Raw genomic sequence first — 18141 nt, forward strand, 5'->3', positions numbered from 1 at the left:
CGCACTATGGCTAAGGAAAAAGGGCGCAAGCTGATCGCGCAGAACAAGAAGGCGCGGCACGACTACCACATCCTGGACACCTACGAGTGCGGTCTGGTGCTGACCGGCACCGAGGTGAAGTCGCTGCGCCAGGGGCGGGCCTCGCTGGTGGACGGCTTCGTACAGATCGACGGCCACGAGGCGTGGCTGCACAACGTCCACGTACCGGAGTACAGCCAGGGCACCTGGACCAACCACTCCGCGCGGCGCAAGCGGAAGCTGCTGCTGCACCGGGTCGAGATCGACAAGCTGGAGTCCAAGTCCCAGGAGACCGGCCACACGATCGTGCCCCTGTCGCTGTACTTCAAGGACGGGCGGGCGAAGGTCGAGATCGCCCTGGCGCGGGGCAAGAAGGAGTACGACAAGCGCCAGACGCTCCGCGAGAAGCAGGACCGCCGCGAGGCGGAACGCGCGATCTCCGCGGTCCGGCGCCGCCAGCGGGGCTGACTCATGCGACGCGCGTCACGGGCCGCGGGAAATAAGCTGGCACCGTCCGGCGTTGATCCCGTACGATGGCACCTGCCTCTCATGGCAGGGGCGCAGATTGAAAAATCAACATGGGGATGATCGGTTTCGACAGCGGATGTCGAAGCAGGGGAAGCGTGTCGAGGAAGCGGCAATGATCTCGTAAACCATATGTCGCAACCAATAATCGCCAACACCAAGCGCGATTCCTTCGCCCTCGCTGCCTAAGTAGCGAGCTTGCGAAGTGTCAGCCCGGGGCTGTTCCCGACCCGGATCCTGGCATCAGCTAGGGAACTAAACCTCTAGGCCCGGTCACGGGGTGTAGAGGGAAACCAAACAGTGACTGAGCCCGTCGGAGACTTGTCCGCGTGATCTCCGGGGCCGAGAAAAGCGCAGCGGACTGCACACGGAGAAGCCCTGGTTCTGCACCGTTGGACGCGGGTTCGATTCCCGCCATCTCCACTCACCGGAGCCCCGGGGGCCACACACCCCCGGACCCCGACATCCCATGTGAGCGAAGGCCCGGCCGTTGTCATGACGGCCGGGCCTTCGTCGTACCCGGGGCCGGTCCTCAGACGACTCGGTGCTCCCAGCGCAGGCGCGTGTGATCACCGATCGCGTAGGTGTGGGCGCCGCGCGTGATGCGGAGCCGTACGGATTCGATGCCCGGGCTCCCCGCCTGCCGCCACTCCATGAGCGCCCGCTCGATGTCGTCCCAAAGGGGCACGGGGCCTCCCTGCCGCACGGTCCAGCCGGAACCATGCTCCATGAAGGCGGCGAACGACTCCCGCTCGGTATCGAACACGTAGAGGTGCCGGTCGCCGTCTCCGCCGGTGGCGCGGACGACATGAGCGCCGGGCGCTGCGAGCTGGGCGAGGAAGGCGGGCATCCACTCCTCCAGCACGGTCGGGGGCACCTTCACCGCCCGCTCGCTGTCGGCGTAGGCGGTACGGGCCGACAGATCACCGGCCGGCGGCTGGGGGGCCTGGGACCGGGCGTGCATGAAGGACGACTTTCCGATGACGCTGCCCTCCGCCGAGCCGTCTTCGTTCACGGTGAGCTTGGCGAGGCCGGTTCCGTACGCCCAGGAGCCGACCGTCGCGAGGATGAGGCCGCCGGGCTTCGTCTGTCTGACCCAGGCGTAAGGGATGCGGCGCACGGCACAGGTGGCGATCACCCGGTCAAAGGGCGCGCGGCGGGGGTGGCCGAGGAGTCCGTCACCGCACACGGTCCACGTGGAGAACCCGGCCTCCTCCAGGGCGGCGTCGGCGCGGGCGGCCACCTGGGGGTCCACTTCGATGGTGGTGACGTTGTCCTCGCCGAGGCGGTGGCACAGAAGGGACGTGGAGTAACCGGTGCCGGTACCGATCTCCAGCACGCAGTGCCCGTCTTCCACCTCCAGGTCCTCGATCATGGACACCACGGTGACCGGGGTGGTGGAGGACGACGTGGGCACTCCGCTGACCGGGCCGACGGCTTGGTCGGCGGTGAGGTGCCCGTCCAGTTGCGTGACCAGGGACCGATCGCTGTACGCGATCTCCGCCCAGTCCTCCGGGTCGGTGCCCAGCGCGGTGACTGGGCGCCAATATCCGCCTCCGGCGGGCAGGAAAACGCCGGGATTGAGGAACAGCTCACGGGGCACGGCTTCGACCGCCGCCCGCCACTGCGGGCTCCGCAGGGCTCCGGCCGCCTCCAGCCGGTCGGCGAGTGCGCGCCGGTCAGCGGCGGTTTCGGGCAGGGGCATCAAGGTCTCCTTCACTGAGCAATGCGGCGAACGCGGCGGCCATCTCCAAGCCGGTTCTCTCCTCCAGCCACCCCCACTGGCCGTTCGGGTTCAGCTCCAGCCAGTGCGGTACGCCGTCGCGGTCCACGGCGAGATCGAAAGACCCGGAGGCCAGACCGAAGCGATCCAGGTAGTGGCGCAGTGTCCGGTCGAGGCGGTCCGGGAGGTCCACGACGGAGTAGGTGAGCGCGGAGTAGTCCCTCCGCCAGTCCAGCAGACCGGATTCGATACGCACCGCGAACACGTGCCCGCCGACAACTTGGACCCGGAGGTCCGCGACCTTGTCCACGCGAACCTGGAAAAGGTGTGGCGTGATCCGGAGTGTGTCGTCCACCTCCTCGGCGGTGACCGGCTCCGCCCAGCTCGTGAGACCGACACCGTCGCGCTCGTACGGGGTCCACCTGAGCGTCTTGGTGATCACCTGTCCGTGGGCGGCGATGAACGCCCGGGCCTCGTCCGGGTCGTTGGTGACCAGCGTCGGGGGGATCGTGAGACCGAGCCGTTGGGCCAGGGCGAGCTGTGCGGGCTTGTAGTCGGCGGCGGCGTTCCGGAGCGGGTGGTTGACCCACCGCACGCCGTCCACGGCATAGAGGGTGCCGCCGAGCCCATGGCGGACCTGGGCGGCAGCGAACCGTGCGTCGGCGTCGGCCAGGCCCTCGAACGCGGGCCACACGGGCCGGCGCCAGTACACAGCCCGGATGCGCTCCAGGGCGGCGGCCCTGGACGGGGTACGGACCTGTCCGGCCACGGGGACCGGACAGGTACCGAACCGGGCCGAGACCGTGAGGCGGCCGTCGCCCATGTCGGCGGGGTTGAACCTGACCACTGGCACCCCACGCCGGTTGAGGTGGGCGATCACCATGTCGGCGGTGATGTCGGCCGACTCGGTGGCCACCAGGACCGGCCTCTCCTCGGTCACGTCCATCAGTCCTGCTGGTTGTCCTGGTCATGGCCCTGGTCGGGCTGGGAATCGAGGTTGGTCGAGGTGGAGGTCTCCGTGGCGCAACTGGTTCCGTGCCTGCCCATGTCGACCACCCGGCCGTGCCTGTCGCGGAACACGCCGAGTTGGGTGGCCGGGTCGATCTCCACGGTGCTGAACGGCAGCTTCACCGTGGTCGGGTACGGCCGGAGTCGGCGGGATGCCCACGGACTTGTCACTGTCACGGTGTCTCCTTCATAGGGGTGGGTGTGGCGGACGACGTCCATGGGCCGGCAGGGCCGTACGAGCGTTTGAGGGACCGCTCGTCCGCTCGGCGGACATCGCGGATGAGGCACTTGCGTTCTGTGCAGTCCGGCAGCCTGACCCAGACGAACGCCTTCTCGGCGTCCACTCCCGCGAAGCCGGAGCCGACTTGGACGACGGTGCCGGTGATCTCTTGGGGCTGCTCCTGGCCCTTGTCCTCGGGAGAGACGTACGTACGGCCGGTGACGGTGTCTCCGACCCGGAGGGGGGCGGAGACGCGGGGTGTCTGCATCCTGTTCACTCCTCCGTCCGTACCGGCGCGGTCTCGGTGCCCTCGCTTGCGGGCCGGTGCCGCTGAACGAAGGTGTGCCAACCGTGTTCGGCGATGGCCATCGTGCGGGCGGACAGGGCATCGCCGGGGTTGCGAAGGGGCAGTGCGGGACGGGATACGTCCGTCGTCGTCATTCGTGGGTCACCTCGTTGAGTGGTGCTGCCGCAATTGGCGGGTTCCGAACGGCTGTCATTCATCCAACTCGGGTACGGCCCCGGAGAGAACGGAGCACACTGGCCCACAGGTTGAACCGGTTGAACGCTGGGGGTTCCTCGCATGGCAGCACGGACGCGAACACCGAACCAGTCCCTGTCGCGGCTGATGGCCGAGGCCGGACTGGGAAACGCGCAGCTCGCCCGCCGGGTCAACCTGGCCGGCAGGGAACTCGGGCTGTCCCTGCACTACGACAAGACCACCGTGTCGCACTGGATCAAGGGCTCGGTGCCCAGGCCCGAGGCCCGGCCGGCGGTCGCCGAGGCGCTGTCACGGGCCCTCCGGCGCCCCGTGACGTCGGCGGAGCTCGGCTGGGAGGCCGGTCCGGCAGAGGATCCCGACGTGGTGACCGGGGTGGTGGAGCTGAGCCGCGCGGATATGGACCCGTCCAGGCGGAGCGTCCTGGGTACCGGGATGTACGCGGTCACCCTGGTGGTGCCGTCGTTCGAAGACGTTGCCGGACGGGTGGAGGCGGCGGCTGCCGGACGTACGGTGCGCATCGGCGCCTCCGATGTGGAAACCGTCCGGAAGATGACCGACAAGGTGGCGGAGATGCTGGACGAGATCGGCGCCGGGCACGCCCGCCCGATGGCGGCCGCGTTCCTCACCAACACCGTCGGCACCTACCTGCGGGCCTCCGGCACGGAACGGGTGGTGAGGGACATGCGGGCGGCTGCCGCGGACCTCGTGTACCTCACCGGATGGATGGCCATGTACGAGGAGAAGCAGGGGCTCGGGCAGCGCTACTACCTGGAGGCGCTGAAGCTCGCGGGTGAGGCGGAGGACCACGTCACGTACTGCCGTACTCTGCGCGGCATGTCACTTCAGGCCTCCCACCTCGGGTACGGCGAGAAGGCGCTGGAGCTGGCCGACTCCGCCGCCGAGGCCGCGCCTTCCGCCGGGCCACGCCTGGTGGCGTTCCTGCGGGGGCAGCAGGCGCACGCCTCGGCGATGGTGAAGGACCGGCGGGCGGCGCTCGCCCGGCTGGGGGAGACGGAGACCGCACTGGCGCGGGCGGACAACCGGCGGGACGCGGTCGGCGGGTACGACGAGGCCGCGTTCCACTTCCACGAGGCACACGTCCGCTGGTGCCTGGGTGACGGCGAGGGGTCCGTCCAGGCGCTGCGGCGGTCCAACGCGGCCCGGTCGCCGCAGGAGCGGCAAGGGCGCCTGCACTGCCTCGGTGTGATCGCCGAGCGGCAGTTCCGCATGAGGCACGTGGAGGCCGCCTGCCGGACATGGGGCGCCTTTCTGGACGAGCACATGGTGGTCTCGTCGGCGCGCGGGGACGCGCACCTCAGGACCATGCTGAAGGAGCTGCCCCACTACCGAGGGCTCAACGCGGCGCGCGACCTGGAGGAGCGGGCCCGGCACGTCGCCGCGCTCAAGGCGGCGTAGCGGCTCGGCCCCGCCAGGATGGCGGGGTCGGGGACCGGGTCGGTCACGGCGCGTCGGAGAGGGCCTTGCAGTCCGCGAGGGTGGTGTCGGGGTCGGAGAGGCATTCCTCGTACGTCATGCCCGTGGTGCCGGTGCCGGTGTCGTCGTCTTCGTCCTCGTCGGACGGGCGGTTGGCGGGGTGGTTGACGCCGTAGGTGTCGTCCCAGGCCTTCTTGGACATGTCGTAGAGCTCGTGACAGTTCAGGCCGTCGGTGTCCTCGCCCCAGGTCTTGGGGTCGGCGTGGGCGCTGGCGCACGTGTAGAGGCGGTGCTGCCCCTCGTACTCGGCAACCGTGTCGGAGTGCTGCGCCCATATGAGGCCGGTGAAGACCGCGGTGGTGACGAGGGAGGCGACCGCGACGGTGGCGGCGATCGCCTTGAGGGCGCCGGCCGTAAGGCGCCGGGGCGGCTTGGCGGGCGGCGGGCCGGGGGGCATGGCCGGGGGTGCCGGGGGGAGGGGCGTGGTGCTGTCGGACACGGGGCTCCTGTTCGGGCCGGTAGCAGGGGTGCGGGGGCTCCGCCGGGGGCCCGGCGCCATTGATCACGTGGACCACATCATGCCGCGCCCTCGCATCACGACCGGCCAGTACGGGAAATTGCCCCCGGTCACCCCCTCTTGCGCGTCAGCGTCAGCGCCAGCAGCAGTGCCAGGCCCGCCGCCGCGACCGGGACCGTGGACGCCGTCGTCGCGCCCGCGTGTTCGATCATCCAACCGCCGGTCGCCGAGCCCGCCGCTATGCCGCCCAGCAGGGCCGTCACGGCCAGGGTCATGCCCTCGTTCAGCTGCCCGGCCGGGGTCAGGCGCTGGACCAGGGTCATGCCCGTCACCATCGTCGGCGCCGTCGCCATGCCCGCCAGCAGCAGGGCGAGCGCCAGGGCGAGCAGGGAGCCCGTGCCGGATGCCGCGAGCAGGGGCAGGGACATCAGGGCCGTCATCGCGGCGAGGCAGCCGAGCAGGCGGCGGCGGACGTCGCCGGCGGGTTCCGCCGCCGAGCCGTACACCAGGCCCGCCACGCAGGAGCCGGCCGCCTGGAGGGCCAGTACGAGGCCGGCCGACGGGCCGTCCACGAAGGCGAGCGTGACGACCTCCATCGATCCGAAGACCGCGCCCGTCGCCAGGAACACCGCCAGCAGCGCGGGCATGCCGGGCGTACGCAGCGGGGTGCGGGCCCGGTCCGTGCGCGGTGTGACGGGCGGCTCGGTGGCGCGCTGCGCCGCGAAGATGAGGACGCCTGTCACCAGCAGCACCGTGCCGGTCAGGGTGCCCGCCTCCGGGAACAGCGCGGCGCACAGGAAGGCCGCCAGGACCGGGCCCAGCATGAAGCAGAGCTCGTCGGCGGCCTGCTCGAAGGCGTTCGCGGTGTGGACGGCCGCCGGGTCGTCCCGGTACAGGTGGGCCCAGCGCGCGCGGGACATGCCCCCGGTGTTGGGCATCGTGGCCGTCGCGGCGTACGCGGCGAACAGCGTCCAGGCGGGCGCGTGGACATGGACGCAGAACACCATGGTGAGCTGCCCGACGGCGGCGACCAGGGTCGCGGGCACGGCTATGCGCGCCTGCCCGTACCGGTCGACGAGCCGCGCCGTGAACGGGGCGACGACCGCCGTGGCCGCGAGGCCGGTCGCGGTGACGGCCCCGGCGAGGGCGTACGAGCCGTAGGCCCCGGCGATCATGATGACGGCGCTCACGCTGAACATGCCCATGGGCAGCCGTGCGATCAGGTTGCCGACGGTGAACGCGCGCGTGCCGGGCAGCGCGAAGAGCCGGGCGTAGCGCTGCAGGGGCCGGGTGGTCGAAAGGGTGGAGTGCGGCATGGCGTGAGCCTCGCCGCCACCGGGTCCGGCGGTCCAACACCTGATGGGGACCGATTGACGCACCTGCGTTGTAAATTCGGCGCGTGGCCCACGACATAGACCCCCGACTCCTGCGCGCCTTCGTCGCCGTCGCCGACGAACTCCACTTCACCCGCGCCGCGGCCCGCCTGTACGTCGCCCAGCAGGCGCTCAGCCGCGACATCCGGCGGCTGGAGCGGGAGCTGGGCACGGAGCTGTTCGTACGGACCACGCGGCAGGTGGCGCTCACCGGGGACGGCGAGCGGCTGGTGCCGTACGCGCAGGCGGTGCTCGCGGCGTACGACGAGCTGGGCGCGGCCTTCGCCGACGAGGCGCGGCCGCTGCTCGTGGACCTCAACAGCGACGGGATGATCACCGCCAGGGTCCTGGTGCGCGCCCGCGAACTGGCGCCCCACTGTGAACTGATGGCCCGGTTCGAGAGCGGGCTGACCGGCGCGGCCGCCAAGATCCTCGCCGGGGGACTGGACGTGTCCTTCGGGCGGTTCGCGGGCCTGGAACCGGCCGTCCGCGCCCGGCTGTCGGCACAGCCCGTGCGGTACGAGCCGATGGCCGTGCTCGTGCCGGAGGACCACGTCCTCGCCGGGCGCGCCGAGGTGGAGGTGGCGGCGCTGGCCGGGGAGTCCGTGTACGCCGGGGCCGGCAACCCCGGGACCCGGGAGTGGACCGACCTGGCGGAGCGCCTCTTCGAGGGCACGGGCGTGAGGATCGCGCCCCCCGCGCCCGTGGCCATCGGCCACGAGGAGTTCCGGCGCGTGATGGAGAAGCACCGCACACCCGTGCTGGTCGGCGTGGACTTTCCGGTCATGCCCGGCACGGTGCTGCGGCCGCTCGTCCGCCCCGTACCGCTCTCGCCCGTCTCCCTGGTGTGGCGGAAGGGGCTGAAGCACCCGGGGGTGGACGCGCTGCGCGCGGCGGCCGCCGAACTCGCCGAGCGGGAGGGATGGCTGACCACGCCCCCCGGCTCCTGGCTCCCCCGGGAGGACTTGCTGCAGATGCGCGGCACAAGGTGAACGGACGACGGTCTTCCTCACCGCCGTCCTTCACGGCCGGTGAGAGCAAGGTTTCAGCCCGGTCACGTCACATGACCGGGCTGAAACGCATCCTCCCTAGCGTCGGGTCCTGACGGGATTCAGGACGGCAGGACCTGACGACAGCAGCGGAGGTACGCGATGCGCGGCCGGTGGATCGAGCGGTGGGACCCCGAGGACGAGACCTTCTGGCGGGAGGAGGGGGAGCGGGTCGCCCGGCGCAACCTGTACTTCTCCGTTTTCTCCGAGCACATCGGGTTCTCCGTGTGGACGCTGTGGTCGGTGATGGTCCTCTTCATGGGACCGGAGTACGGGATCGACCCCGCCGGCAAGTTCTTCCTGATCGCGGTGGCGACGCTGGTCGGCGCGGTGATCCGCATCCCGTACACCTTCGCCGTCGCCCGCTTCGGCGGCCGCAACTGGACGGTCTTCAGCGCGCTGCTGCTCCTGCTGCCGACGGGCGCGGCGTTCGCGGTGATGGAGCCGGGGACCTCGTACACCACCTTCGTCCTCGTGGCCGCGCTCACGGGCGTCGGCGGCGGCAACTTCGCCTCCTCCATGACGAACATCAACGCCTTCTTCCCGCTCCACCGCAAGGGCTGGGCCCTCGGCCTCAACGCGGGCGGCGGCAACATCGGCGTGCCCGTCGTCCAGCTCGTCGGCCTGCTGGTCATCGGCGTCGCCGGCGCGGCCCACCCACGGATCGTGCTCGGCGTCTACATCCCGCTGATCGTCGTCGCCGCCGTCTGCGCCGCGCTGTACATGGACAACCTGGCGCCCGTGAAGAACGACACCGGCGCCGTCAAGGAGGCCGTCAAGGCCCCGCACACCTGGATCCTGGCCTTCCTCTACATCGGCTGCTTCGGATCCTTCATCGGCTACAGCTTCGCCTTCGGGCTCGTCCTCCAGACGCAGTTCGGCCGTACGCCGCTCCAGGCCGCGTCCCTCACCTTCCTCGGGCCCCTCCTCGGCTCGCTGATCCGGCCCTTCGGCGGGGCCCTCGCCGACCGGCACGGCGGCGCCCGCATCACCCTGACGACCTTCGCCGGCATGGCCGCCGCCACCGGGGTCGTCGTCTACGCCTCGGTCACGGAGTCGCTCCCCGTCTTCCTGGTCGGCTTCACCGCGCTCTTCGTGCTCAGCGGCATCGGCAACGGCTCCACGTTCAAGATGATTCCGGCGGTCTTCACGCGGAAGGCGTACGGGCTCGGGCTCGCGAACGAGGAGGCCGACGCGTACGGGCGCCGGCTCTCCGGCGCCGCGATGGGCCTGATCGGCGCGGTCGGCGCGATCGGCGGGCTCGGCATCAACCTCGCCTTCCGGCAGTCCTTCCAGGCGGGCGGCACCGGCACCGCGGCCTTCGTCGCCTTCCTCGCCTACTACGCGGCCTGCCTGACCGTCACCTGGGCGGTATACCTTCGCCGTCCGGCTGAGGTCCCGGCGCAGCGGCAGCTCAGCTACTCCGAGGTGTGAGCGGGACATGACTGCCGGGGACGTCCGTAACGGGGGAGAAATATCGGCGAACCAGGACCGTCACGCACCCTTGCCACCCTCTGGTGTCATGCACGAGCAAGAGCAGGCTCCCCCGCACGGTCCCGCCCACGGCCCCCTCGCCGGCTTCACGGTCGGCGTCACCGCGGCCCGCCGCGCCGACGAGCTCGGCGCGCTCCTGCAGCGCCGCGGCGCGTCGGTCCTGCACGCCCCGGCGCTGCGGATCGTGCCGCTCGCCGACGACGCCGAGCTCCTCGACGCCACCAAGGGCCTCATCGCCCAGGCCCCCGACATCGTGGTCGCCACCACCGCGATCGGCTTCCGCGGCTGGCTGGAGGCCGCGGACGGCTGGGGATACGGCGACGACCTGCTCGCCCGCCTCCGGGGCGCGCAGGTCCTGGCCCGGGGCCCCAAGGTCAAGGGCGCGGTCCGGGCCGCCGGGCTCACCGAGGACTGGTCGCCCGCCTCGGACTCCATGGCCGAGGTCCTGGAGCGGCTCCTCGCCCAGGAGATCACCGGGCGGCGCATCGCGCTCCAACTGCACGGCGAGCCGCTGCCCGGCTTCGTGGAGGCACTGCGGGACGCCGGGGCGGACGTCGTGGTCGTCCCGGTCTACCGGTGGATGCCGCCCGAGGACCTCGCGCCGCTGGACCGGCTGATCGACGCGGCCGTGGCCCGCTCCCTGGACGCGGTGACCTTCACCAGCGCGCCGGCGGGCGCCTCGCTGCTGGCCCGCGCCGAGAGCCGGGGCCTGTTGCCCGAGCTGCTCGACGCGCTGCACCACGGGGTGCTCGCCGCGTGCGTGGGACCCGTCACCGCCCTGCCGCTCCAGGCGCACGGCATCGACACCGTGCAGCCCGAGCGGTTCCGCCTCGGGCCGCTGGTGCAGCTGCTGTGCCAGGAGCTCCCGGCCCGGGCCCGGACCCTGCCCGTCGCCGGGCGGCGCATCGAGATCCGGGGCCACGCCGTCCTCGTCGACGGCGACCTGCGGCCCGTGCCCCCGGCGGGCATGTCGCTCCTGCACGCGCTCGCGCGCCGCCCCGGCTGGGTCGTCTCCCGCGCCGACCTGCTGCGCGCGCTGCCGGGCGCGGGCCGCGACGAACACGCCGTCGAGACGGCGATGGCCCGCCTCCGCGCGGCCCTCGGCGCGCCGAAGCTGATCCAGACGGTCGTCAAGCGCGGCTACCGGCTGGCCCTGGACCCCGGCGGCGACGCCAAGTACGCGGACCGTTAAGCCCTTTCAAGAGGACTTACGGTGGCGGCGTGACGATCTTCCTCCGCCCCGCCGACCCCGCCGACGCCCCCGCGCTCGCCGCCGCACTCGCCCGCAACCGCGCGCACATGCGCCCCTGGGAGCCGCGCAGGCCCGACGCGTACTACACCGCCGAGGAGCAGCGCGCCCGGCTCACCGCGCCCGGCAGCCGGACGTGGCTCGCCTTCCACGGGGAGGACGTCGTCGGCTGCGCCACGCTCTCCGGGATCGCGCTCGGCCCCTTCCGCAGCGCCTTCCTCGGCTACTGGGTCGACGCCGCGCACACCGGGCGCGGGCTGGCCACCCGGCTCGTCGGCGAGGTGTGCCGGGCCGCCCGCGAGGACCTCGGGCTGCACCGGATCGAGGCCGGGACCGTCCTCGACAACACCGCCTCCCAACGCGCCCTGGCCAAGAGCGGGTTCGAGCGGATCGGAACGGCCCCGCGCTATCTGCACATCGACGGCGCGTGGCGCGATCACCACCTCTACCAGCGGATTCTCCACGACGACCCGCCGCCGGAGGCGTAGCCGGACCCGCGAACGAAAAAAGAATCTGCGCGCGTTGAGAAGAATCCCGCCCGCCTCCGTAGTCATGAACGACAACGACTCAGACAGGGTCTCGACCGGGAGGTGCAGGTGCGCAAGGATGCCGCCGTGGCCGATGACCGTCGGGGAGCGCATCGGGCCCGGCATCGCGCTGTGCCGCCACGCAACGACAACACCTCCGTCCCGGACGAGGAGTTGATGCGTGCGCTCTACCGTGAACACGCCGGCCCCCTGCTCGCCTACGTACTGCGTCTCGTCGCGGGCGACCGCCAGCGCGCCGAGGACGTCGTACAGGAGACACTCATCCGTGCCTGGAAGAACGCCGGTCAGCTCAACCGGGCAACCGGCTCCGTCCGACCCTGGCTGGTGACGGTCGCCCGGCGCATCGTCATCGACGGCCACCGCAGCCGGCAGGCCCGGCCGCAGGAGGTCGACCCGTCGCCGCTCGAGGTCATGCCCGCGGAGGACGAGATCGACAAGGCGTTGTGGCTGATGACGCTCTCTGACGCGCTCGACGATTTGAGCCCGGCCCACCGGGAAGTATTGGTCGAGACTTATTTCAAGGGGCGTACGGTCAACGAGGCTGCCGAGACGCTCGGCATACCCAGCGGGACCGTCCGGTCCCGGGTGTTCTACGCACTGCGTTCCATGAAGCTCGCGCTGGAGGAGAGGGGGATCTCGGCATGACGACGTACGAGAACGAGTCGGTGCACGACGCCGTCGGCGCGTACGCGCTCGGAATTCTCGACGACGCCGAGGCCACCGCCTTCGAAGTGCATCTGGCCGGCTGCCCGGTGTGCGCCCACCACCTGGAGGAGTTCTCCGGGATGGAGCCCATGCTGGCCATGCTCGCGGAGGGTCCCGGACCGTCCGCCCAGCCGGTGCGCCTGCCCATGCCGGAGCCGCTGCGCGGCGGCGAGACCAAGCTGTTCGACCGGATCGTCGACGAGGTCGCCGCCAAGCGCGCCCAGCGCCGCCGCCGTACGCGCTACCTGATCGCCGCCGCGGCCGCCCTGATCATCGCCGGGCCCGCGACCGCGGTGGTCGTCACGTCCTCCGGCGACGACCGGCGGCCCGCCGTCGCCCTCGACCCCCATCCGACCAGCCCGGCCGAGGACGCCTTCTTCCACCACATGGAGCAGAAGGAGTCCGCCACCGACGCCGCCACCAAGGTCAGCGCCACCGTCGGCACCGAGCGCAAGGCCTGGGGCACGCACACCGTGCTGGAGCTCAAGAACGTCAAGGGCCCGCTCAAGTGCAATCTGATCGCCGTCTCCAAGACGGGCGAGGAGGAGATCATCACCTCCTGGTCCGTCCCGAAGTGGGGGTACGGCATCCCGGACAGCCCCGACAAGGCGGCCAGGAACCCGCTGTACGTCCACGGCGGCGCCGCCATGGAGCGCGACGACATCGATCACTTCGAGGTGCGGACGTTCGAAGGGAACCGGCTCGTGACGGTACCCGCCTGACATTCACGGTCCCCCTGGCGTAGGCTCGACGGCTGCCCAATGCACGTCAGAAGGGGGCCTCGGTGGCCGCGCAGGAAGCCGTCGGTGGTGTCGATACGATCCGCGACCGCGAGATCGGTATCGAACAGGACCACCTGGACCAGGTGTACCGCCGCCTCGAGGAGAAGATCCACGAGGCGGAGTTCCTGATGAACGACGCCGCCCAGCGCGGCCAGGTCGGGACACCCGGCGCGCTCGCCGAGCGCGACGCGCAGGTGTTCCGCGCCGGGATCCACCTCAACCGGCTGAACAACGAGTACGAGGACTTCCTCTTCGGCCGCATCGACCTGCTGCGCGGCAAGCACGGCAAGAAGGGCCCCGACGGCGCCTACACCTCCGTCGAGCCCGCCGACGACGCCGTGAGACCGGACAACACGGCCGAGATCGGGGAGACCCTCCACATCGGCCGCATCGGCGTCCTCGACGCCGACTACTCCCCGCTGGTCATCGACTGGCGCGCCCCCGCCGCCGCGCCCTTCTACCGCTCCACGCCCGTCGAGCCGGGCCGGGTCGTACGCCGCCGCGTCATCCGCTCCAAGGGGCGCAGGGTCCTCGGCGTCGAGGACGACCTGATGCGCCCCGAGCTGACCGCGACGCTGGACGGCGCCGAGCTGCCGGTGATCGGCGACGGCGCGCTGATGGCCGCGCTCGGCCAGGCCCGCAGCCACACCATGCGCGACATCGTCGCCTCGATCCAGGCGGAGCAGGACCTCGTCATCCGCGCGCCCGCCGCCTCCGTGACGTACGTCGAGGGCGGCCCCGGCACCGGGAAGACGGCGGTCGCGCTGCACCGCGCCGCCTACCTGCTCTACCAGGACCGTCGCCGGTACGCGGGTGGCATCCTGATCGTCTCGCCGACGCCGCTGCTGGTCGCCTATACCGAGGGCGTCCTGCCGTCGCTGGGCGAGGAGGGCCAGGTGGCGATCCGCGCGGTCGGCAGCCTGGTCGACGGCGCCGAGGCGACGGTGTACGACGAGCCGGCCGTCGCCCGCGTCAAGGGCTCCTCGCGGATGCTCAAGGTGCTGCGGAAGGCGGCGCGCGGGGCCCTGGAGCAGGGCGGGGCCCCCGAGCGGCTGCGGGTCGTCGCCTTCGGCCGGCGCCTGGAGCTGGAGGCCGACGAGCTGAACCGGATCCGCCACAACGCGCTCGGCGGCACCGCGCCGGTGAACCTGCTGCGCCCGCGGGCGCGCAAGCTGCTGCTCGACGCGCTGTACGCCAAGTCGGGCGCGACCTCGCGCCACCCGGGCGACCCCGAGCTCGCCGCCGAGCTGCGCTCCTCCTTCGACGAGGACGTGACGACCGAGGACAGCTTCATCGCCTTCCTCGACGCCTGGTGGCCCGAGCTCACGCCGCGCCGCGTGCTCGACGCCATGGCCGACGAGAAGCGGCTGGGCCGCTGGGCCCGCCGGGTGCTCAACCCGGGCGAGGTGCGGCGCCTGGCCCGCTCGCTGCGCCGCACGGAGCTGTCCGTGCACGACGTGGCCCTGCTGGACGAGCTCCAGGCGATCCTCGGCGCCCCGGCGCGCCCGCGCAGGAAGCGGGAGCTCGACCCGCTGGACCAGCTCACGGGCCTCGAGGAGCTCATGCCCGTACGGGAGGAGACGCAGCGCGAGCGGGCCGAGCGGCTGGCGCAGGAGCGCACCGAGTACGCCCACGTCATCGTCGACGAGGCGCAGGACCTCACGCCCATGCAGTGGCGCATGGTGGGCCGGCGCGGCCGCCACGCCACGTGGACGGTGGTCGGCGACCCGGCCCAGTCGTCGTGGCCGCTGCCGGACGAGGCCGCCGAGGCACGCGACGAGGCGCTCGGCACCCGGCCGCGCCGCCGCTTCGAGCTGACCGTGAACTACCGCAACCCCGCCGAGATCGCCGAGCTCGCCTCGAAGGTGCTGGCGCTCGCCATGCCGGGCATGGAGGCGCCGCGCGCGGTCCGCTCGACGGGCGTGGAGCCTCGCTTCGTGGCCCTGCCGGACGGCGGGGACCTCGCCGAGCTCGTACGGGAGGAGGCGCGGCGGCTGCTGGACCGCGTGGACGGCACCGTGGGCGTCGTGGTGGCCATGGAGCGGCGCCGGCAGGCGGCGCGCTGGCTTCAGGAGCTGGGCGACCGGGTGGTGGCGCTGGGCAGCCTGGAGGCGAAGGGCCTGGAGTACGACGCGACCGTCGTGGTCTCGCCCGCGGAGATCGCCGACGAGTCGCCGGCCGGGCTGCGGGTGCTGTACGTGGCGCTCACCCGGGCGACGCAGCAGCTGACGGTGGTGTCCGGGCGGCGCGACGACCCGGACGCGGACGGGGTTCCGGACCTGCTCAGGGACTGATCCGCGCGGCGTTTCGCCGTCAACCGGCCGGAGGGGAGTCACTTTCCGGGGTGGTTTGTTAGCCTGGGGGTGGCACCGGCTCGATCCAAGCCCCCGGGCCCAACCTTAGTCGCTTCGAGCGACCACTTGCCGCGAGGCGAGCATGGCGGGTCGGTGCCACCCTTCACGTTCATGAGCAGCAGGTCCGTGTCTTCAGACGATGACACGGGCCTGCTGCTTTTTGGGTCCGTGGATCTTGGGGCTTCCGCCAAGAGGTCACTTTCTCGTATGGTGGAAGTTAGTTTCCGAAAACTCCGTAAACTAAATGACCGCTATTACCTGTTACTCACAGGTAGGTGCGACCATCGGAGGGCTCCGCCCGGCCACCCGCCGGCGCGGCGCAGCAACGTAGCTAGGGAAAGAGGAACTCGGCCATGGCAACGGCGCCCAGCGTCTCGTACTCGATGACGGTCCGGCTGGAGGTGCCCGCGAGCGGAACCGCGGTCTCCCAGCTCACCACGGCCGTGGAGTCCTCCGGCGGCTCCGTCACCGGCCTCGACGTGACCGCATCCGGCCACGAGAAGCTGCGGATCGACGTCACGATCGCCGCCACGTCCACCGCGCACGCCGACGAGATCGTCGGCAAGCTGCGCTCCATCGAGGGCGTCGTGCTCGGCAAGGTCTCCGACCGTACGTTCCTGATGCACCTCGGCGGCAAGATCGAGATGGCGAGCAAGCATCCCATCCGCAACCGTGACGACCTCTCCATGATCTACACCCCGGGCGTCGCCCGCGTGTGCATGGCGATCGCCGAGAACCCCGAGGACGCCCGCCGCCTCACCATCAAGCGCAACTCCGTCGCCGTCGTGACGGACGGCTCCGCCGTGCTGGGCCTCGGCAACATCGGCCCCAAGGCCGCGCTGCCCGTCATGGAGGGCAAGGCGGCCCTCTTCAAGCGGTTCGCCGGCATCGACGCCTGGCCGATCTGCCTGGACACCCAGGACTCCGACGCCATCGTCGAGATCGTCAAGGCCATCGCCCCCGGCTTCGCCGGCATCAACCTCGAGGACATCTCCGCGCCCCGCTGCTTCGAGATCGAGGCGCGGCTGCGCGAGGCCCTGGACATCCCGGTCTTCCACGACGACCAGCACGGCACCGCCATCGTCGTCCTCGCCGCCCTGACCAACGCCCTGCGCGTCGTCGGCAAGGCCATCGGCGACGTACGCGTCGTCATGTCCGGCGCCGGTGCGGCCGGTACGGCCATCCTCAAGCTCCTCATCGCGGCGGGCGTCAAGCACGCCGTCGTCGCCGACATCCACGGCGTCGTGCACGCGGGCCGCGAGGACCTCGTCTCCGCCGACCCCGACTCGCCGCTGCGCTGGATCGCCGACAACACCAACCCCGAGGGCGTCACCGGCACCCTGAAGGAGGCCGTCGTCGGCGCGGACGTCTTCATCGGCGTCTCCGCCCCGAACGTCCTCGGCGGCGAGGACGTCGCGGCCATGGCGGACGACGCCATCGTGTTCGCGCTCGCGAACCCGGACCCCGAGGTGGACCCCGCAATCGCCCGCCAGACGGCGGCAGTTGTCGCCACCGGACGCTCCGACTTCCCGAACCAGATCAACAACGTGCTGGTCTTCCCGGGCGTCTTCCGAGGTCTGCTCGACGCCCAGTCGCGCACCGTCAACACCGAGATGATGCTCGCGGCGGCGACCGCGCTGGCGGGGGTCGTCACCGAGGACGAGCTCAACGCGAACTACATCATCCCGTCGGTCTTCAACGACAAGGTCGCCGGCGCCGTCGCGGGCGCCGTGCGCGACGCCGCGAAGGCGGCGGGCACGACGGTGCCCTCCAGCGCGCCGTCGTCGGTCTGACCCTCGAAAGCCGGACCCCTCGGGAGCCGGCGCGCCGAGTTCCCGCCGAGTTCGCGGCGCGCCGCGCGGGCCGGGAGCCGTACAGCTGCCCTTTCGGCCTTTAGGGTGGCGATTCGGCTCCGGGGAGTCCCGCATGATCGACCCAACGTCACCAGGACGGGCCAGTGGCGCTTTTCGTGTGACTCCGGAGGGTGCCGGATTGGCTTTCCCGCCGCTGGTGGGGGCAGGATGCGTATTCGGGCGCGAGGGTCTGACAGCAGACCCGGGTCCGGGGACTGTCCAAGGGCCCTGGCAGCATCGGCTTCGCTGTGCCCAACATGCGGCTCCGCCGCGTGGCACGCCTCACAGGCAGAAAGAACACGGGAGTAAGAACATGAACCGCAGTGAGCTGGTGGCCGCCCTGGCCGACCGCGCCGAGGTGACCCGCAAGGACGCCGACGCCGTGCTGGCCGCGCTCGCCGAGACCATCGGTGAGGTCGTCGCCAAGGGCGACGAGAAGGTCACCATCCCCGGCTTCCTGACCTTCGAGCGCACCCACCGTGCCGCTCGCACCGCTCGTAACCCGCAGACCGGCGAGCCGATCAACATCCCGGCCGGCTACAGCGTGAAGGTCTCCGCGGGCTCGAAGCTCAAGGAAGCCGCCAAGGGCAAGTAAGCCCCCCTTGGCGCCGGCCGCGCACCGGCCGGGCGCCACTGGGCACGAGACGTGACAGAAGGGGGGGCCCCCCCCCCCCGGGGGGGGGCCCCCCGGGTGGCCCCCCCCCCCCCCCCCGCCCCCCCCCCCCCCCCCCCGGGGGGGGGGGGGGGGGGCAAAAACCAACGCCCCCCCCCCAGTGGGGGGGCCGGC

The 18141-nt window shown here is 71.6% G+C and carries 18 protein-coding genes and 1 other RNA gene; 12 read left to right on the forward strand and 7 right to left on the reverse strand.

The features are described 5' to 3' along the window. Positions 1-6: 6 nt before the first annotated feature. On the forward strand, positions 7-486 hold the full coding sequence (smpB, locus tag ACIRNI_RS30945) for an SsrA-binding protein SmpB (RefSeq protein ID WP_355363486.1): 480 nt from the start codon (positions 7-9) through the stop codon (positions 484-486). A 112-nt stretch (positions 487-598) separates the two neighbouring features. After that, positions 599-969, forward strand: a transfer-messenger RNA (tmRNA) gene (gene ssrA / locus ACIRNI_RS30950). A gap of 106 nt (positions 970-1075) precedes the next feature. Here the strand turns inward: ssrA and tgmC are convergent. From tgmC to ACIRNI_RS30975, 5 genes are read right to left on the reverse strand one after another with little or no spacing between them, the layout of a single operon-like run. Continuing rightward, the gene (gene tgmC / locus ACIRNI_RS30955) at positions 1076-2248 is read right to left on the reverse strand and encodes an ATP-grasp peptide maturase system methyltransferase (protein ID WP_403556552.1); all 1173 of its coding nucleotides are present in this window, start codon (positions 2246-2248) and stop codon (positions 1076-1078) included. After that, positions 2223-3206, reverse strand: a complete 984-nt coding sequence (gene tgmB, locus ACIRNI_RS30960) for an ATP-grasp ribosomal peptide maturase (RefSeq protein ID WP_403556554.1) — start codon at positions 3204-3206, stop codon at positions 2223-2225. The genes tgmC and tgmB overlap by 26 nt, the downstream gene beginning before the upstream one ends. A 5-nt stretch (positions 3207-3211) precedes the next feature. Beyond that, positions 3212-3451, reverse strand: coding sequence for a putative ATP-grasp-modified RiPP (gene tgmA, locus ACIRNI_RS30965; RefSeq protein WP_403556556.1), 240 nt, complete (start codon positions 3449-3451; stop codon positions 3212-3214). Next, positions 3448-3762 carry a hypothetical protein gene (locus ACIRNI_RS30970; RefSeq protein ID WP_403556558.1) on the reverse strand — a complete coding sequence of 105 codons (315 nt, stop codon included), beginning with the start codon at positions 3760-3762 and terminating at the stop codon, positions 3448-3450. The genes tgmA and ACIRNI_RS30970 overlap by 4 nt, the downstream gene beginning before the upstream one ends. Positions 3763-3767: 5 nt before the next feature. Further along, positions 3768-3935 carry a hypothetical protein gene (locus ACIRNI_RS30975; RefSeq protein ID WP_403556560.1) on the reverse strand — a complete coding sequence of 56 codons (168 nt, stop codon included), beginning with the start codon at positions 3933-3935 and terminating at the stop codon, positions 3768-3770. Between the two features lie 142 nt (positions 3936-4077). Between ACIRNI_RS30975 and ACIRNI_RS30980 the strand changes: the two genes are divergently transcribed. Next, on the forward strand, positions 4078-5412 hold the full coding sequence (locus ACIRNI_RS30980) for a hypothetical protein (RefSeq protein WP_403556562.1): 1335 nt from the start codon (positions 4078-4080) through the stop codon (positions 5410-5412). 43 nt (positions 5413-5455) lie between these two features. Here ACIRNI_RS30980 and ACIRNI_RS30985 read toward each other — a convergent pair whose 3' ends face one another. Further along, positions 5456-5929 (reverse strand): hypothetical protein, encoded by a 474-nt coding sequence (locus ACIRNI_RS30985; protein ID WP_403556563.1) that lies wholly within the window; start codon positions 5927-5929, stop codon positions 5456-5458. 128 nt (positions 5930-6057) lie between these two features. Continuing rightward, the gene (locus ACIRNI_RS30990; RefSeq protein WP_403556565.1) at positions 6058-7263 is read right to left on the reverse strand and encodes an MFS transporter; all 1206 of its coding nucleotides are present in this window, start codon (positions 7261-7263) and stop codon (positions 6058-6060) included. Between the two features lie 83 nt (positions 7264-7346). On the opposite strand from ACIRNI_RS30990, the gene ACIRNI_RS30995 reads away from it, so the two are divergent. The 9 genes from ACIRNI_RS30995 (at position 7347) to ACIRNI_RS31035 (ending at position 17949) form a co-directional block, all read left to right on the forward strand. Beyond that, complete coding sequence (locus tag ACIRNI_RS30995; RefSeq protein ID WP_403556566.1) at positions 7347-8312, forward strand: LysR family transcriptional regulator; 966 nt, start codon at positions 7347-7349, stop codon at positions 8310-8312. Between the two features lie 159 nt (positions 8313-8471). Continuing rightward, positions 8472-9803, forward strand: coding sequence for a nitrate/nitrite transporter (locus ACIRNI_RS31000; protein WP_403556568.1), 1332 nt, complete (start codon positions 8472-8474; stop codon positions 9801-9803). 88 nt (positions 9804-9891) lie between these two features. Beyond that, a complete protein-coding gene (locus ACIRNI_RS31005) occupies positions 9892-11055 on the forward strand; it encodes a uroporphyrinogen-III synthase (protein ID WP_403556570.1) in 1164 nt (387 codons plus the stop codon). A 29-nt stretch (positions 11056-11084) separates the two neighbouring features. Beyond that, the gene (locus ACIRNI_RS31010) at positions 11085-11600 is read left to right on the forward strand and encodes a GNAT family N-acetyltransferase (RefSeq protein ID WP_403556572.1); all 516 of its coding nucleotides are present in this window, start codon (positions 11085-11087) and stop codon (positions 11598-11600) included. Between the two features lie 102 nt (positions 11601-11702). Further along, positions 11703-12305: a sigma-70 family RNA polymerase sigma factor gene (locus ACIRNI_RS31015; RefSeq protein ID WP_355363460.1), complete on the forward strand. Its 603-nt coding sequence runs from the start codon at positions 11703-11705 to the stop codon at positions 12303-12305. Continuing rightward, complete coding sequence (locus ACIRNI_RS31020; RefSeq protein ID WP_403556575.1) at positions 12302-13087, forward strand: anti-sigma factor family protein; 786 nt, start codon at positions 12302-12304, stop codon at positions 13085-13087. The genes ACIRNI_RS31015 and ACIRNI_RS31020 overlap by 4 nt, the downstream gene beginning before the upstream one ends. Before the next feature lie 62 nt (positions 13088-13149). Beyond that, positions 13150-15441 (forward strand): HelD family protein, encoded by a 2292-nt coding sequence (locus ACIRNI_RS31025; RefSeq protein ID WP_403556577.1) that lies wholly within the window; start codon positions 13150-13152, stop codon positions 15439-15441. 413 nt (positions 15442-15854) lie between these two features. Beyond that, positions 15855-17294, forward strand: a complete 1440-nt coding sequence (locus ACIRNI_RS31030; RefSeq protein WP_403556579.1) for an NAD-dependent malic enzyme — start codon at positions 15855-15857, stop codon at positions 17292-17294. Between the two features lie 373 nt (positions 17295-17667). Further along, positions 17668-17949, forward strand: a complete 282-nt coding sequence (locus tag ACIRNI_RS31035) for an HU family DNA-binding protein (protein ID WP_023588435.1) — start codon at positions 17668-17670, stop codon at positions 17947-17949. Positions 17950-18141 lie beyond the last annotated feature (192 nt).

It is taken from the genome of Streptomyces sp. NPDC093546 (assembly GCF_044765045.1).
Classification (GTDB): Bacteria; Actinomycetota; Actinomycetes; order Streptomycetales; family Streptomycetaceae; genus Streptomyces.

Coding starts and splice junctions, on each gene's coding strand:
- smpB (WP_355363486.1), top strand. CDS start 7: ATGGCTAAGGAAAAAGGGCGCAAGCTGATCGCGCAGAACAAGAAGGCG.
- tgmC (WP_403556552.1), bottom strand. CDS start 2,248: ATGCCCCTGCCCGAAACCGCCGCTGACCGGCGCGCACTCGCCGACCGG.
- ACIRNI_RS30970 (WP_403556558.1), bottom strand. CDS start 3,762: ATGCAGACACCCCGCGTCTCCGCCCCCCTCCGGGTCGGAGACACCGTC.
- ACIRNI_RS30975 (WP_403556560.1), bottom strand. CDS start 3,935: ATGACGACGACGGACGTATCCCGTCCCGCACTGCCCCTTCGCAACCCC.
- ACIRNI_RS30980 (WP_403556562.1), top strand. CDS start 4,078: ATGGCAGCACGGACGCGAACACCGAACCAGTCCCTGTCGCGGCTGATG.
- ACIRNI_RS30990 (WP_403556565.1), bottom strand. CDS start 7,263: ATGCCGCACTCCACCCTTTCGACCACCCGGCCCCTGCAGCGCTACGCC.
- ACIRNI_RS31000 (WP_403556568.1), top strand. CDS start 8,472: ATGCGCGGCCGGTGGATCGAGCGGTGGGACCCCGAGGACGAGACCTTC.
- ACIRNI_RS31005 (WP_403556570.1), top strand. CDS start 9,892: ATGCACGAGCAAGAGCAGGCTCCCCCGCACGGTCCCGCCCACGGCCCC.
- ACIRNI_RS31020 (WP_403556575.1), top strand. CDS start 12,302: ATGACGACGTACGAGAACGAGTCGGTGCACGACGCCGTCGGCGCGTAC.
- ACIRNI_RS31030 (WP_403556579.1), top strand. CDS start 15,855: ATGGCAACGGCGCCCAGCGTCTCGTACTCGATGACGGTCCGGCTGGAG.
- ACIRNI_RS31035 (WP_023588435.1), top strand. CDS start 17,668: ATGAACCGCAGTGAGCTGGTGGCCGCCCTGGCCGACCGCGCCGAGGTG.